Origin of the sequence: Piscinibacterium candidicorallinum, assembly GCF_047549485.1 — a bacterium.
GTDB classification, from domain to species: domain Bacteria; phylum Pseudomonadota; class Gammaproteobacteria; order Burkholderiales; family Burkholderiaceae_C; genus Piscinibacterium; species Piscinibacterium candidicorallinum.
Map to the genome: position 1 here is coordinate 1,558,491 of NZ_CP180191.1, position 14,062 is coordinate 1,572,552.

Consider the following 14,062-nt stretch of genomic DNA (forward strand, 5'->3'; position numbering starts at 1 on the left):
TGCGTCACGTGCCGTCAATTCGGCGGCGAACCTTGTTGCCCAACCAGCCTGCGCCCACAAGCGCCGCTGCGAGAATCAACGCGTGCCAGATGGCATCGCCCTCGCTAGCCGGCTTCAAACCCAGCAGCGACGCCACAATCCACGCCAGCAGCGGCCCGCCGCCCAGCAGGATGGCGATGAACGCCAGCGTGCCCCACTGGGTCTTGCGCGAGAAGATCTCGCCGGGTTCTCGGTCTTCGGGGCGTGGCATGGGCTTGTGTGCGCGGATCAACGCGGCCGGTTGAGAAGGTAGAGCAGCTGCGCTTTGGCTTCGGGCCACTCGCCGGCGGTCATGCTGTACATGACCGTATCGCGGATGGTGCCGTCGCGGCGCAGGGCGTGGCCGCGGATCACGCCGTCCTTCTTCGCACCGAGGCGCTCGATGGCGCGCTGGCTGGCGAAGTTGAAGTTGTCGGTGCGCCAGCCCACCACGCGGCAGTTCAGGGTCTCGAAGGCGTGGCGCATCATCAGCAGCTTGCAGGTGGTGTTCACGTGCGTGCGCTGCACGGACTGGGCATACCAGGTGTAGCCAATCTCCACGCGCTGCAATGCAGGCAGGATGTCGTGGTAGCTGGTGCTGCCCACGATGCGATCGGTACTCAGGTCGCGCACGGCAAAGGCAAAGCGACTGCCCTCGGCGCGCATCCTGAGTGCGGTCTCGATGTAGGCACGGGTGTGCTCCGGTTCAGGCACGGAGGTGACGCGCAGGCGCCAGAGTTCGCCGTCGGCGGCCGCGGTCCGCAGGCTCTCTTCATGCTCCAGACCGAGCGGTTCGAGTTGCACGCCGTTTTCAGTGAGCGTCACGGGTTGAATGAAGGCCTGGGTCATGATTCGAAAATGAAGATTGGCTCTGGGCGCAGGTCTTCAGGCCAAAATGGCTGGAAACCCGCATGGGGCAAGCGGAAAGCGGCTTCGTTCGGCTACTTCGGATACTCAACGATCTGCAGCTGGTTGCCGCTTGGGTCCGTAAAGCTTGCGGTGATGCCGCCCCAGAACTGACGTTCAGGCGCCTCGGAGAACGCCACGCCGGCGGAACGCAGCGTCGAGTACGCCTGCGCAATGTCCTCCACTCGGAACGACAGCCCGGTGAATCGCCCCGCAAGCTCAGGCTCGTCGCCCGCAGGTTCGACGACCACGTCAATGGCGGAATCGCGAAACACCGCAGCCCACTCACTCGACTCGCCGGAATCGAAGTGCCAGCCAAGCAAATCTCGATAGAAGCGTACGGCCTGCGGCAGGTCGTTCACCCAGATGCGGACAGCGCCCAGCTGCATGACCATCAGCGGTTGTGCCGCGCCATGAAGATCAGGCGTTCGAACAGGTGCAGATCCTGCTCGTTCTTGAGCAGGGCGCCCACCAGCGGCGGAATGACCTTCTTCTCGTCGTCGCTCTTGAGCACGTCCGGCGGAATGTCCTCGGCCAGCAGCAGCTTGAGCCAGTCCAGAAGCTCGCTGGTGGAGGGCTTTTTCTTCAGACCGGGCAGTTCGCGCACACCGTAGAAGGTGTTGAGCGCATTGGCCAGCATGTCTTTCTTCAGGCCGGGGAAGTGCACGTCGACGATGGCCTGCATCGTCTCCTTGTCCGGGAACTTGATGTAGTGGAAGAAGCAGCGGCGCAGGAAGGCGTCGGGCAGTTCCTTCTCGTTGTTGCTGGTGATGATCACCAGCGGGCGGTGCTTGGCGCGCACGAGCTGCTGCGTCTCGTAGCAGTAGAACTCCATGCGGTCGAGCTCGCGCAGCAGGTCGTTGGGGAACTCGATGTCCGCCTTGTCCACCTCGTCGATTAGCAGCACGCAGGGTACGTCGCTGTCGAAGGCCTCCCAGAGCACGCCCTTGACGATGTAGTTGGCGATGTCCTTGACCCGCTCGTCGCCCAGCTGGCCATCGCGCAGGCGGTTCACGGCGTCGTACTCGTACAGGCCCTGCTGCGCCTTGGTGGTGGACTTGATGTGCCACTGCAGCAGCGGCATGCCCAGCGCGCGCGCCACTTCCTCGGCCAGCATGGTCTTGCCAGTGCCGGGCTCGCCCTTGATGAGCAGCGGGCGCTTGAGCGTCAGCGCGGCATTGACGGCGAGCTTGAGGTCGTCTGTGGCGACGTAGCCGGTCGCGCCGGTAAAGCGTGGCGCGGTAGCGGGGGCGGATGCGGTCATGGGAATCGGTCGGGAGGAGGGCGGGTGGCCCGTTGGAGAACAGGCCATTGTGCGGCGCCGTTTCAGCGCCCGCGGGGCCGGGGCACTTTGTCGCACGAGGTTAGCAAATGGACTGTGTCGCTCTTGCGCCTCGCTACCCGAACCGGCGCAGCCCGGCCAGACGCGCCGCTGTGTTCGACGCCCGGGATGCCGAGCCGCTACACTTGCGGCCGTTTGCGCGTGGGGAGGCTTTGATTCGGCCGCCCTGAAGTGGCCACGCAGACGCAGCCCGTGCAAGGCGGGCCGCGTAACAGAGCCGACGATGCCCGCCAGGACCGGGGCCGCGCCGCAGGCATGCCTACCCCTCGGGGGGAACCCTTCGTTCTGGAAGACTGATAACGATGATTCGCAATGCTCAAGCGTTGATCGTCGCCGTGGCCGTGCAGGCCGCCCTGGCTGGCGCAGCCATGGCCCAAACGCCGACGACCGCGCCCGCTGCACCGGCGCCGGCCGCTGCGCCCGCTGCCAAGGCTGAACCCAAGGGTGACCTGGGCGCCGCGCGCGACAAGGTTTCGATGTGCATCGGCTGCCACGGCATCCCCGGCTACAAGTGGGCCTTCCCTGAGAAGTACACGGTGCCCAAGATCGCCGGCCAGAGCGAGAAGTACATCTACAACGCTCTTCAGGCGTACAAGAAGGGTGACCGCACGCACCAGTCCATGCGCGCCATCGCCGCCAGCCTGTCCGACCAGGACATGCTTGACCTCGCCGCCTTCTGGGCGTCCATGAAGAAGTGAGGCGCTCGACCATGACCCCAATGATCAAGACCCTGCTGATTGCTGCCCTCGCAGCTGCAAGCCTGAACGCCGCTGCAGGCGACCGTGTCGCCGGCGAAGCCCTGGCCAAGAAGATGAACTGCGCCGCCTGTCATGGCGCGGACTACAACAGCCCGATCGACCCCAGCTACCCCAAGCTGGCCGGTCAGCACGAGGACTACCTGCTCAACGCCCTGCGCCAGTACCAGCGCGCGGCGACCAACAACCGCACGCAGGCCCTCTCCCGCAACAACGCCATCATGGGCGGCCAGACCATGATCACCGACGAGCAGACCAAGAAGCAGCGTCCGCTCACCGGGAAGGAATTGGCAGACCTTGCGGCCTACCTGGCCAGCCTGCCCACGCAGCTGTCATACAGGCACAAGTAAGTCAGTCAGCCGGCGTCGTGCCGCTGAAATGAAAAGCCGCTGCGTCTGCTGCGGCTTTTTTCTTTTCGCGGCCGGCAGACCGCGGCTTCAGTTCAGCTCGGGCAGCCCCGCGCGGCGGCGCGCGTTGCGGACATACGCGGCGCCGTCCGGCGCAGTGTTGCTGCGCTGTGCCGCCCAGAGCATCTCGCCCAGGCACTCCATCAGCTCGTGCTGTGCTGCATGCGGGTCCTGCATGCGGGCCAGCAGGCCGTCGAATGCCGCGCGGATGCCCGGCGGCTGATCGGCCTGCACCTGTTCGCTGATGGACAGGTGCATGGACAGATGCAGGAAGGGGTTGGTCCGGCCGCTCTCTGGCGAGTAATCCGCGCTCTGGGCCTGCTGCAGATCAGCGAGATCGCTGTGGTACTCCGGATGTTCAGTGATCCAGCGAGCGGCCAGGTTTTCGAGCGGCGTGAGAATTTCGCGCGCCTGCAGCTTGCGCCAGGTCTCGCAAAAGAACGCGCGGACCTGATCCTTGGTGGGATTGAACATGTGTTGAAGCTGCGGCCGGCCTGAAGTTCGCCTCAGTGCGTTCAAGCGCTCCGCAGCATGGCTGGACTCAGACGCCCAGTAATTCCACTTCAAACACCAGGGTGGCGCCCGGCGGGATCACGCCGCCGGCGCCGCGCTCGCCGTAGCCCAGCGCAGCGGGGATCGTGAGCACGCGCTTGCCGCCGACCTTCATGCCGGCCACGCCTTCGTCCCAGCCACGGATCACGCGACCGGCGCCCAGCGGGAATTGGAAGGGCTGGCCGCGGTCCACCGAGCTGTCGAACTTCTTGCCGCGCTGGCCGTTTTCCAGCAGCCAGCCGGTGTAGTGCACCGTCACGCGCGTGCCGGGCACGGCCTCGGCGCCGTTGCCGACGACCACGTCTTCAATCTGCAGGCCGCTTTCGGTGGTGCGGGTGTTGGACATCTTCTTGGTCTCCGTAGGCTTGGTGGCGGGCGCAGGTGCGCTCTTGCCGGGGGTGGTGTTCGTTTGTGCCTGTGCTGCGCCGGGATGGGCAGTCAGCACAACTGCGGCGAGAGCGGCCGAGGCGATCAGGGGACGGATCAGTGCAGGGTGCATGGCGGTCCTTGGTGATTGAAGGCCTGCGCTTGGGCGTGTGCTGCGTCGGGCGATCCGAATTCAGCCACGGCAGATGCGCAAACCTGATGGCGCGCAATGTACCCGCAGTAGCATCGGCAACCGGATTGGGCCATAATCCAACTCTTATATAAGACCTGCGGCGCAGGTCCGGTCGAGGAGCCCAGAGAGGTGACCGGTTTGTGCCGCATTTCGCTCGAGCAATCCACGCCAGGTGCAACGCCCGGCGTGCTTACCGACTCCACCAGTCGCGCCAACAAGGAAGCGTTCCACCATGTACCAGCACATCAAGGTTCCCGCCGGCGGCCAGAAGATCACCGTGAATGCGGACTTCTCCCTCAACGTGCCCGACAACCCCATCATTCCCTACATCGAGGGTGACGGCACGGGCTTCGACATCACGCCGGTGATGATCAAGGTGGTGGACGCAGCCGTGGCCAAGGTCTACGGCGGCAAGCGCAAGATCCACTGGATGGAGATCTACGCTGGCGAGAAGTCCACCAAGGTCTACGGCCCGGATGTCTGGCTGCCCGAAGAGACCCTGCAGGTCCTCAAGGACTACGTCGTCTCCATCAAGGGCCCGCTGACCACGCCCGTGGGCGGCGGCATCCGCTCCCTGAACGTGGCCCTGCGCCAGGAGCTCGACCTCTACGTCTGTCTGCGCCCGGTGCAGTACTTCGACGGCGTGCCCAGCCCCGTCAAGGAACCGCACAAAGTCGACATGGTGATCTTCCGTGAGAACAGCGAAGACATCTACGCCGGCATCGAGTACGAAGCCGAGAGCGACAAGGCCAAGAAGGTCATCGACTTCCTCGTCAAGGAAATGGGCGTCAAGAAGATCCGCTTCCCGAACACCTCGGGCATCGGTATCAAGCCCGTCTCCAAGGAAGGCACCGAGCGCCTCGTGCGCAAAGCCATCCAGTACGCCGTCGACAACGACAAGCCCAGCGTGACCCTCGTGCACAAGGGCAACATCATGAAGTTCACCGAAGGCGGCTTCCGCGACTGGGGCTACGCCCTGGCGCAGCGCGAGTTCGGTGCCGAGCTCATCGACGGCGGCCCGTGGTGCAAGTTCAAGAATCCCAAGACTGGTCGTGACATCGTCATCAAGGACAGCATCGCCGACGCCTTCCTGCAGCAGATCATCCTGCGCCCGGCCGAGTACAGCGTGATCGCCACGCTGAACCTGAACGGCGACTACATCTCCGACGCCCTGGCCGCACAGGTCGGCGGCATCGGCATCGCTCCGGGCGCCAACCTCTCGGACAGCGTGGCCATGTTCGAGGCCACCCACGGCACCGCACCCAAGTACGCCGGCAAGGACTACGTGAACCCCGGTTCCGAGATCCTCTCCGCCGAGATGATGCTGCGCCACATGGGCTGGACCGAGGCTGCGGACAAGATCATCGAAAGCATGGAGAAGTCCATCCTGTCCAAGAAGGTCACCTACGACTTCGCCCGCCTCATGGAAGGTGCGACGCAGGTGAGCTGCTCGGGCTTCGGTCAGGTGATGATCGACCACATGTGATTCAGGTCTGCAGCCTGACTGCAGACATAGCAATCCGCAGAAAAGCCGCCCCCTGGGGCGGCTTTTTTGTTTGTCGCTAAAGCGTCATCACGGCGGGGCCGAAAGCGAGGCATTCCCCTGGAGGTCTCGTGAAGCATCGTGCCAACCCGCTGGCTGCCCAAGCCATTGAATACACGCCCGTCTGTGTGGACACCCTGCGTGAGGAACTGCGGCATCTGCATGCAGGCACGGCCACGGGCTACGGTGCGAGCCACGTGGGCACGCAGCGCGAGATCGAGGAGCTGCTACCGGAGACCTGCCGCTGGTTTGACCGCTTGCCGGACTACCTGAGCCCGGAGTTCACGGCCATCGAGCATGCGTCGATTGCCAACCGCCTGGCCTGGCTGTGGCCGGAACCGCTGGCGGCCATGCGCTATCTGGACGGGCTGATCCTCGATCAGGGCACCGGCCAGCGCACGTTCAGCATGGATGTGCTGTTTGAGCTGGTGGCGCTGAAGGCCTGGCTCGATGAGATGCAGGCCAGCAGCGCTGGCAGCGCCTTCGGGCTGCCGCGCACCCTGCGCAGCGCTGGCCGCACCTGGCCCGGCGATCTGCGCTGAATACAATTTCGGCCAACATATCTAGGGAATGGCGGTCGGGCGGTATCCGCTTTTCCCTGGCTGCTCTTCAGCCAGCTCTGATGAGAAAACACGCCAATAAGTATTGATTTCGGCCAGAATGACTGGTTCTCGGCTGCTGAAGCCTCTTCCAGCCCTCGTCTGCAGTTCGGCGGCTCAGTGGCTGAGCACCTGATTGATGTTCTCTCGCATGTTGTGGCGGGCACCCACGCGATGCGCAAGCACTCAGCCGCCAGACTGCGCAGCATTTGCCCCGGCGCCGCACCCCACGCCCCGCACCCCTGCCACGCCTGCACGCTGTCCAGCCCAAGCCGCGCCACGCGCTTGCGTTGCGGCTGCCCGCCCAGGCGCACCCCAATAACGCTCTCATAACGCTGCACTGTTTACGGTAGGACTGAGCGCCTGCCCATCTTCGCGGGATGGCCGGCGCCGCAGCACGGCAGTACACCGTCGCTGGGGATCGCAACGTGCTTCTGGGAGGCTTCATGGCGCACACGCAATCGGCAGTCGTGCACTCTGCACACACGCACCCGGCGGGATCGCCGCCTCAACACCCGAGCGGCGATCCGCAAGCTGGTGGCACCACGCCCCCGAGGCTTCTCCCGGTCAGCCAGCCGTCCGGTCTGGGTCTTGGGGCCGATGAGCTCGCCATCCACCCTGCCACCCAGCCGGGCCCGCGCAAGCCCGGCCGGGCTGATCCGCCTCTCAAGCTCACCGCCACCCACATCACCCACACGCGGCTGCTTGCCGCTGGTTGCGTCGCGCTATGCGCCCTGGCCGCCAGCCCGGCCTTGGCGCAGCAGCGCGCCCAGCAGGTGGTGCGCCCGCCGGTGTCGCAGGCCTGGATCGACCTGGCCACGCATGCCAGCGACATTCCCGGCATGGGCATGATGGGCTCCATGATGGGCGGTGGCGGCATGCCCAGCCTGGGCAGCATCTTCGGCCGTGGCAAGGGCGGCGAAAACAAGGACGGTGGCAACGTCTTCGGCCAGACCCGCATGACCATGGCGCCGGGGCAATGGATGGATGTGTCCGTCTACACCCGCACCAACCCCGGTCTGACCGACGCCACCCAGGCCATCCCCGCCGGCATGCGTCTGGGTAACACCCTGGCCCTGCAGGCGCCGCAGCCCACCAGCACTGAACCCGCGCCGCCCGCCCCGCGCGAGGAAGACACCCGCGAGCCGGAATACCAGAAGCCCAAGGGCAAGCTCATGCTCTATTGGGGCTGCGGTGAAGCCATCCGCGCCGGCCAGCCGCGCGTACTCGACTTCGCCACCATGAACCCGCAGGACGTGCAGCGCATCATGGTCATGCGCGGCAACACACCCGCCGGCCCGCGAAGCCAGCCCGGCTTTCCCAGCTGGCCCAGCAAGCCGGACAGCCGCAAGGTGCCCACCGGCGCCCAGCTCGCCGGTGAGAACGCCTTCACCGGCCAGGGCATCGTGGACGGCTTTCGCTTCAACCTGCCGCCCGCCAACGACTTCATGCCCGCCATCCGCATGGAGCAGGGCAACAACGGCGGCGCCACGGTGCTGAACTGGAACAACATCGAAGTCGCCCGCGCCTACTTCCTCAGCGCGTTCGGGGGCAAGGGCGGGAGCCGCGGCGGCGGCATGCCGGGCATGCCCGGAGGAGGTGGCGATGAGGGTGCAGAAGTCATTCTCTGGACTTCGAGTGAACAGCCGGACATGGGCTGGGGCCTGCAGGACTACCAGCGCCAGGGCGATCTGGACAAATGGCTCAAGGAGAAGGTGCTGCTCCCGGCCGGCAGCACCAGCTGCACCATCCCGCGTGGCATCTTCGATGGTGCACAGGGCATGTTGCGCATGATCGCCTTCGGCCCCGAGTTCAACACCGCCTTTCCGCCGCGCCCCACCGACGTGAAGGTGCCCTGGGAGCCGCAATGGGCCGCCCGCGTGCGCACCAAGAGCACCTTCATGAGCATGCTCGGCATGGACCCGGGCATGCGCCGCGCGCAGGAGGGCCAGCAGCAGGAGCAGAAGAAGCCCTCGGCAGTGGACATCCTGCGCGGCGTGCTGGGGCGCTGAACCGCGCCGAGTGCGCGCCGCGGGCTTGCTTCATCCGGTGCGCGGGCCGCAAGATGCGCGCTCGTGCGCAGCACCTGCTGCGGTACCCAGTCTGTCCCCCTGATGCCACGCCATGCCGCTTACGACCGACCTGCCTTCAGAACGCCCCGTCCAGGCCCAGCTGGACGCCTACAACGCGCATGACGTGCAGGCCTTTGTGGCGTGCTACACCGAAGATGTGCAGATCTTCCGCCTGCCGGGCACCGAGCCCGTGATGACCGGCCGCGCGGCCATGGCGGAGCACTACTCAAAGCATCGATTCAACATTCCCACCTTGCACGCCGAGCTGGTGAATCGCATGGTGATGGGCAACAAGGTGATCGACCACGAGCGCATCCACGGCGTGCGCGAAGCGCCCTACGAGGCTGCGGCGATCTATGAGGTGCAGGGCAACCTGATCAAGACCGTGTGGTTTCTGAACCCGGACTGAGGCGCTGCCTGCCCGGGCTGCAGCCGCCGCCGGGCCGTGAGCCTCGCGAACGCAGGCGCTGAGACGTGCTCAGCGCCGCTCAGCCTGACTTCTTGGACGGCGTCCAGGCGCGCACGACCACGCGGTTGCGGCCGCCGGACTTGGCTGCATAGAGTGCCTTGTCGGCTGTGCCGAAGAGCTGGTCCACGTGCTCGATGGCCTGAGCATCGGCCACGGCCACGCCAAAGCTGGCGGTGATGCGCATCGGCAGGCCGTCCGGGGCACGGAAGATGGTCTGCTCGATCGCGGCACGCACGCGCTCGGCCATCACATCGGCCGACTCGGGGCCCAGGTCTGAGGCCAGGGCGATGAACTCCTCGCCGCCATAGCGGGCCAGCAGGTCCGACTGGCGGAATTCCGTCAGCGCGATCTGCGCCAGTTGCGTCAGCACGGCATCACCCACCGCATGGCCAAAGCGGTCATTGATGGCCTTGAAGTGGTCGCAGTCGAACAGCACCAGCGCAATCTGCCAGTTGTGGCGCCGTGCTTGCGCCAGCAAATGGGTGCCGCGCTCGTCAAAGGCGCGGCGGTTGGCCAGGCCGGTGAGCGGGTCGGAGGTGGAGGCGTGCTGCAGCTCGCGGATCAGCGCGCTGCGCTCCTGGGTGGCCCGCTGCTGCTGCTCGCTCAAGGCCTGCACCTCGGCCACGGCGCGCTGCAGGTCGCCCAGCTCGTCGGTGCGGCGCACCGCGGGCAGGCGGCGCACCGACTCGCCACGCAGCACGCGGCGGATGGCATGCGTGCTCGACAGCAGCGGGCGGATCACCCAGAGGCGGATGGTGAACAGCACGGCCAGTTCCACCAGCAGGATCAGGCCGGCCAGCGCCAGGTTGATCCACATGCGTTGCCGCGCCTCGGCCACGGCGCGCTCCGCACCCTCGCGGGCCACGGCAAAGGTTGTGTCGCGCAGCTGCACGATGGAGCGCATCTCCGGGACATAGCGCGCCACGAAGCCGCCGGACTCCAGACCGTAGTTGCCGTTGCTCAGGCCACGCTGGGTCATGTCGGCAATGAAGGGCAGGCCCGCGCCGAAGTAGCGCGTGTTCAGCTCGAGCATGGCGGCGCGGATGCGGGGGTCCTCGCCCATGCGGTGGGTCTTGAGCTGCACATCCAGCAGCTGGGCAAGCTGCAGGATGCGGCCCTCGAGCAGTGGGATGTCGCGCCGCTCGCGCTCGCCCAGCGGGCGCTGCGTGGCCAGGGCACTGGTGAACTGCGAGCCCAGGCGGCCGGCGTTCTCGCGCAGTTCGGCGCTGTAGCGCGCGGCCACCAGGGGCATCGCCAGATCGGGGTGGGCGCGCTCGGCCGCGCCGGAGAGCAGGGTCACGGCGCTGAACACCGTATCGATCACGGCAAACATCTGGTCGATGGGCTCGCGAGTGAGGCGGCTGCCGGGCGCGGTGCGGTCGATTTCGGGCAGTTGCGCCACGCGGTCCACGTTGGCGCGCGCGCGCACCAGCTCCAGACGCGCGCGGTCCAGCAGCTCGGCGGCCCCGGTGGGTGCCGAATCGGGATCGGCGTGCAGGGCCTCGAAGGCGCGGGTGAAGGCATCATCGGTGACTTGCCGGGCCTGGTTCAGGCGCTCGCGCCGCGCAGGGTCTGGCGGCACGCGGTCATTGAGCACGGGGATGGTGGGGCCGCGCTCGGCCGAGGCTTTCTCGGCCACCTGCATGGCGAGGTTGGTGAGCTGCATCGCGGCCAGCCCGGCCTCGGCAGAGCGCACGAGACGCCAGTCCTGCACCACGGAGCGCGCCGCCATGAGCAGCACCAGGCTCAGCAGGATGCCGGTAAACAGCAGGAACAGACGGCTCAGACGCATTCAGAACGGGGTGGCAATCTTCTCGCGGGCGGTGCGGTCATTGCAGCGCAGCCGCGTGGATCGCCCCAAAGGCACCGTGGACCGCCCATCGTCAGGCGTGGTGCGACATCGCAAGCGCGAACGGATTAGGAGAACAGGCCTGCATGGTAGTGCGTTGCAGCACGGGTTCCCGGACCGCCGCCCGGGACGTTCGGCCACAGCCGTTCTGCAGCGCCCCCAAGTCTGTGGAGACGCATTCCGCCTGCGTGCCTACCAGCCCAGCAGCGTGGCCACGCCCAGGCCGACAAACAGCAGTGCGGCCAGCTTGCCGATGGTCTTGGCGGAGACACGCGCGGCAATGGCTCGGCCCAGCAGCGCCGCCGGCGCGATGGCCAGCATCTCGCCCATCCACGCCCCGCCGATCACCGCCCACACGTGGTCCGTGCGCGTGCCCAGCAGCACCACGGCGATCTGGCTCTTGTCGCCCAGCTCCGCCAGCGCAAAGCCCACGGCGGCACTGGTGAACACAGCCCAGGCCGTGGCGGCGCGCAGCTTGGCGGCGGCGTCCGGGTCCTCGTCTTCGTCGTCCGCCCCGCGCAGGAACAGCCAGGCACCGAAGGCAAAGAACAGCGCGGCGGAGATGTAGCGGGTGAGCGCGGGGTCGATCAGATTGGCCGCCGCCGCCCCCAGCCAGGCAGCGGGCACCATCAGCACCAGCGCACCCAGGCCAACGCCGGCCAGCACCGTCCAGGGGCGGTGGGTGCGTGCGGCCAGGGCCATGGCAAAGAGCTGGGTCTTGTCGCCCAGCTCGGCCACAAAGATGGTGGTGGCGGCGGTGATGAAGCTGGCGGCAGCGCCGGCCAGTGCAGGTTCGGTGATTGGAGAGGTCACTGGGCTTGGGGGTGAAGCGATCAGCCACGCTTGCGGGTGGCAGCGGCGCGTTTTGTGGGGGCTTTGGCTGCGCGGCTTGTGGCGGCGGTTTTGGTGGTGGCTGTGACTTTGGTGGGCGTGGACTTGAGGGGCAGGGCTTTTGCAGGCACCCTGGCAGGCTTTCCGCTTGTCCCGCGCGGCTCTTCGGGCATTTTGGTCTGGGAAGCCGCGCCAGTGGTGGATCTGCGTTTTGGCGTCTTGGCGGGTGCGGAGGCGGTTTTGGCGCCTGCCGGTGGCGGTGGGGCCTTCTGCAGACCCTTCTTCACGGCTTTCTTGGCAGTCTTTCCGCTTGTCCTGTGGACTTCTCCAGCCATTTTGGTCTGAACAGCCGCGCCAGTACTTGATCCAGATCGCGTTTTCCGGGCGCTGGGCTGCATGGCTTCGGCGATCTTCTGCGCCACGGGCTTGCGGGCGGGCTTGGCCTCTGCGACGGCCTCCGGGTCAGGCGTTTTGGGCTTGTAGGTGCACAGGTCGCTCACGGGGCAGCGCCAGCATTCGGGCTTGAGGGCCTTGCACACATAGCGGCCGTGCAGGATCAGCCAGTGGTGGGCATCCAGCTTGTACTCCGCGGGCACGACCTTCAGCAGCTTCTGCTCCACCACGTCCACGTTCTTGCCGGGCGCCAGGCCCAGGCGGTTGCTCACGCGGAAGATGTGCGTATCCACGGCGATGGTGGGCTCGCCAAAGGCGGTGTTCAGCACCACGTTGGCCGTCTTGCGGCCCACGCCGGGCAGGGCCTCGAGCGCCTCGCGGTCACGCGGCACCTGGCCGCCGTGCTGCTCGATCAGGATGCGACAGGTCTCGATCGCGTTCTTGGCCTTGTTGCGATACAGGCCGATGGTCTTCACGTACTCGGTCAGCCCCTCCACGCCCAGTGCGTACATGGCCTGCGGCGTGCGCGCCACCGGAAACAGCTTGCGCGTGGCCTTGTTCACGCCCACGTCCGTGGCCTGGGCGGAGAGCAGTACCGCAATGAGCAGCTCGAAGGGGCTGCTGTATTCCAGCTCGGTGGTGGGCTTGGGGTTGGCGGCGCGAAAGCGGGTGAAGAGTTCGGCAACGACGGCGGGTTTCATGGGCGAGATTGTCCCAGAGCGCTGCAGCGCATCCCGGGCCGAGCGGGGCGGATCGTCGCGGAGCGGCCGGCGCGCCAGTGCGCAGGCTGACCGCGCGCCGCGGGGTGAAGACTTCACAAGCCGATGGCCTGAACCCGCTTGTCTGGTGCGGCTTTCCAGCCAGATGCCCTGAAGACGCGCTCCTGGTGCGCGGGTTCAGGGGGGCCTGCGCAGGGCGGTGGCGTGTGGAGCTACGTGCTGCGATCACGGTCGGCGTTGGCGCCGCCGCACCTCGGCGCGCCGCGGCCAGGGCGAGCTAGGCCTTCGCGCCAGTGCCGCCCGCCTGCCGCCGCTCCCGCGCCCGGGCCAGCGCCGCTTCGATGGCGCTGCGCTTGCGCGCCAGTTCGGCGGCGGGGTCGGCCACGCCTTCCGTCTTCGTCAGTTCGGCCAGGTGCGCGAGCTTGTCCTGGGCCTTGGCGGCCAGGCGCTCGTCGTTTTCCGCGCGCTCGCGGATCAGGCGGGCGTTGCGGCTCTCGTAGCGGTGCAGGGCCTGGGCGGCGTCGTGGTCCGTCCAACCCGTCAGCCCCGGCTTTTCTTCCATGCTGATGCAGTCCACCGGGCAGGGCGCTACGCAGAGATCGCAGCCCGTGCACAGCGCATCAATCACGCCATGCATCCACTTCGGCGCGCCCACGATCGCATCCACCGGGCAGGCCTGGATACATAGCGTGCAGCCAATGCAGCGCGCCTCATCAATCACTGCAATGCGCCGCGGGCCTTCGACGCCATTGGCAGGATTCAGCGGCAACACCGGAAACCCCGTCACCGCCGCCAGCTTCTCAATCCCCGCCGCACCGCCCGGCGGGCACTGATTGATCTGCGCCTGCCCCGCCGCAATCGCCTCGGCATAGGGCCGACAGCCCGTGTACCCGCACTTGGTGCACTGGGTCATGGGCAGGACGTCGTGGATCTGGTCGGCGAGGGCGCGCATGCGTTCAAGTTTAGAAGGGCGGCAGTGCCCGGATTGCGCAGGTGAGATTGGCTCTGGGAGCGGGTCTTCAGGGGAAAGTGGCTGGAGAACCGCATG

The 14,062-nt window shown here is 66.8% G+C and carries 15 protein-coding genes and 1 pseudogene; 6 read left to right on the top strand and 10 right to left on the bottom strand.

Annotated elements, in window-relative coordinates:
- Positions 1-4 precede the first annotated feature (4 nt).
- The 4 genes from ACMDW7_RS06960 to ACMDW7_RS06975 form a co-directional block, all read right to left on the bottom strand.
- Positions 5-250 carry a hypothetical protein gene (locus ACMDW7_RS06960; protein ID WP_377302056.1) on the bottom strand — a complete coding sequence of 82 codons (246 nt, stop codon included), beginning with the start codon at positions 248-250 and terminating at the stop codon, positions 5-7.
- 17 nt (positions 251-267) lie between these two features.
- Positions 268-867, bottom strand: a complete 600-nt coding sequence (locus tag ACMDW7_RS06965) for a GNAT family N-acetyltransferase (RefSeq protein ID WP_377302054.1) — start codon at positions 865-867, stop codon at positions 268-270.
- Between the two features lie 92 nt (positions 868-959).
- Positions 960-1,313 carry a VOC family protein gene (locus ACMDW7_RS06970; protein ID WP_377302052.1) on the bottom strand — a complete coding sequence of 118 codons (354 nt, stop codon included), beginning with the start codon at positions 1,311-1,313 and terminating at the stop codon, positions 960-962.
- Positions 1,314-1,318: 5 nt separating this feature from the next.
- Positions 1,319-2,188, bottom strand: coding sequence for an AAA family ATPase (locus tag ACMDW7_RS06975; protein WP_377302050.1), 870 nt, complete (start codon positions 2,186-2,188; stop codon positions 1,319-1,321).
- 380 nt (positions 2,189-2,568) lie between these two features.
- Between ACMDW7_RS06975 and ACMDW7_RS06980 the strand changes: the two genes are divergently transcribed.
- The gene (locus ACMDW7_RS06980; protein WP_377302048.1) at positions 2,569-2,964 is read left to right on the top strand and encodes a c-type cytochrome; all 396 of its coding nucleotides are present in this window, start codon (positions 2,569-2,571) and stop codon (positions 2,962-2,964) included.
- A gap of 11 nt (positions 2,965-2,975) precedes the next feature.
- On the top strand, positions 2,976-3,371 hold the full coding sequence (locus tag ACMDW7_RS06985) for a c-type cytochrome (protein ID WP_377302046.1): 396 nt from the start codon (positions 2,976-2,978) through the stop codon (positions 3,369-3,371).
- A gap of 87 nt (positions 3,372-3,458) precedes the next feature.
- Here the strand turns inward: ACMDW7_RS06985 and ACMDW7_RS06990 are convergent, their stop codons facing one another.
- Both ACMDW7_RS06990 and ACMDW7_RS06995 read right to left on the bottom strand, forming a co-directional pair.
- Entirely contained in the window at positions 3,459-3,902 is a 444-nt protein-coding gene (locus ACMDW7_RS06990; protein WP_377302044.1) for a DUF1841 family protein, read from the bottom strand.
- 67 nt (positions 3,903-3,969) lie between these two features.
- Complete coding sequence (locus ACMDW7_RS06995; protein WP_377302578.1) at positions 3,970-4,326, bottom strand: FKBP-type peptidyl-prolyl cis-trans isomerase; 357 nt, start codon at positions 4,324-4,326, stop codon at positions 3,970-3,972.
- 445 nt (positions 4,327-4,771) lie between these two features.
- Here ACMDW7_RS06995 and icd point away from each other — a divergent pair, with 445 nt between their 5' ends.
- From icd to ACMDW7_RS07015, 4 genes are all read left to right on the top strand, one after another.
- Complete coding sequence (icd, locus tag ACMDW7_RS07000; protein WP_377302043.1) at positions 4,772-6,025, top strand: NADP-dependent isocitrate dehydrogenase; 1,254 nt, start codon at positions 4,772-4,774, stop codon at positions 6,023-6,025.
- Between the two features lie 128 nt (positions 6,026-6,153).
- The gene (locus ACMDW7_RS07005; RefSeq protein ID WP_377302041.1) at positions 6,154-6,624 is read left to right on the top strand and encodes a hypothetical protein; all 471 of its coding nucleotides are present in this window, start codon (positions 6,154-6,156) and stop codon (positions 6,622-6,624) included.
- A gap of 503 nt (positions 6,625-7,127) precedes the next feature.
- Complete coding sequence (locus ACMDW7_RS07010; RefSeq protein WP_377302039.1) at positions 7,128-8,693, top strand: hypothetical protein; 1,566 nt, start codon at positions 7,128-7,130, stop codon at positions 8,691-8,693.
- 112 nt (positions 8,694-8,805) lie between these two features.
- Positions 8,806-9,162 carry a nuclear transport factor 2 family protein gene (locus ACMDW7_RS07015; protein WP_377302037.1) on the top strand — a complete coding sequence of 119 codons (357 nt, stop codon included), beginning with the start codon at positions 8,806-8,808 and terminating at the stop codon, positions 9,160-9,162.
- A 79-nt stretch (positions 9,163-9,241) separates the two neighbouring features.
- On the opposite strand, the gene ACMDW7_RS07020 is transcribed toward ACMDW7_RS07015, so the two are convergent.
- The 4 genes and pseudogenes from ACMDW7_RS07020 to rsxB all read right to left on the bottom strand — a co-directional run bounded on the left by ACMDW7_RS07020 (position 9,242) and on the right by rsxB (position 13,966).
- Positions 9,242-11,014, bottom strand: coding sequence for a sensor domain-containing diguanylate cyclase (locus ACMDW7_RS07020; RefSeq protein WP_377302035.1), 1,773 nt, complete (start codon positions 11,012-11,014; stop codon positions 9,242-9,244).
- A gap of 249 nt (positions 11,015-11,263) precedes the next feature.
- Positions 11,264-11,884 (bottom strand): TMEM165/GDT1 family protein, encoded by a 621-nt coding sequence (locus ACMDW7_RS07025; RefSeq protein WP_377302033.1) that lies wholly within the window; start codon positions 11,882-11,884, stop codon positions 11,264-11,266.
- Between the two features lie 473 nt (positions 11,885-12,357).
- Positions 12,358-12,996, bottom strand: a pseudogene (nth, locus tag ACMDW7_RS07030) (endonuclease III); the annotation flags it as partial.
- 295 nt (positions 12,997-13,291) lie between these two features.
- Positions 13,292-13,966, bottom strand: coding sequence for an electron transport complex subunit RsxB (gene rsxB / locus ACMDW7_RS07035; protein WP_377302031.1), 675 nt, complete (start codon positions 13,964-13,966; stop codon positions 13,292-13,294).
- Positions 13,967-14,062: the final 96 nt, after the last annotated feature.

Coding starts and splice junctions, on each gene's coding strand:
- ACMDW7_RS06960 (WP_377302056.1), bottom strand. CDS start 250: ATGCCACGCCCCGAAGACCGAGAACCCGGCGAGATCTTCTCGCGCAAG.
- ACMDW7_RS06965 (WP_377302054.1), bottom strand. CDS start 867: ATGACCCAGGCCTTCATTCAACCCGTGACGCTCACTGAAAACGGCGTG.
- ACMDW7_RS06970 (WP_377302052.1), bottom strand. CDS start 1,313: ATGCAGCTGGGCGCTGTCCGCATCTGGGTGAACGACCTGCCGCAGGCC.
- ACMDW7_RS06975 (WP_377302050.1), bottom strand. CDS start 2,188: ATGACCGCATCCGCCCCCGCTACCGCGCCACGCTTTACCGGCGCGACC.
- ACMDW7_RS06980 (WP_377302048.1), top strand. CDS start 2,569: ATGATTCGCAATGCTCAAGCGTTGATCGTCGCCGTGGCCGTGCAGGCC.
- ACMDW7_RS06985 (WP_377302046.1), top strand. CDS start 2,976: ATGACCCCAATGATCAAGACCCTGCTGATTGCTGCCCTCGCAGCTGCA.
- ACMDW7_RS06990 (WP_377302044.1), bottom strand. CDS start 3,902: ATGTTCAATCCCACCAAGGATCAGGTCCGCGCGTTCTTTTGCGAGACC.
- ACMDW7_RS06995 (WP_377302578.1), bottom strand. CDS start 4,326: ATGTCCAACACCCGCACCACCGAAAGCGGCCTGCAGATTGAAGACGTG.
- icd (WP_377302043.1), top strand. CDS start 4,772: ATGTACCAGCACATCAAGGTTCCCGCCGGCGGCCAGAAGATCACCGTG.
- ACMDW7_RS07010 (WP_377302039.1), top strand. CDS start 7,128: ATGGCGCACACGCAATCGGCAGTCGTGCACTCTGCACACACGCACCCG.
- ACMDW7_RS07015 (WP_377302037.1), top strand. CDS start 8,806: ATGCCGCTTACGACCGACCTGCCTTCAGAACGCCCCGTCCAGGCCCAG.
- ACMDW7_RS07020 (WP_377302035.1), bottom strand. CDS start 11,014: ATGCGTCTGAGCCGTCTGTTCCTGCTGTTTACCGGCATCCTGCTGAGC.
- rsxB (WP_377302031.1), bottom strand. CDS start 13,966: ATGCGCGCCCTCGCCGACCAGATCCACGACGTCCTGCCCATGACCCAG.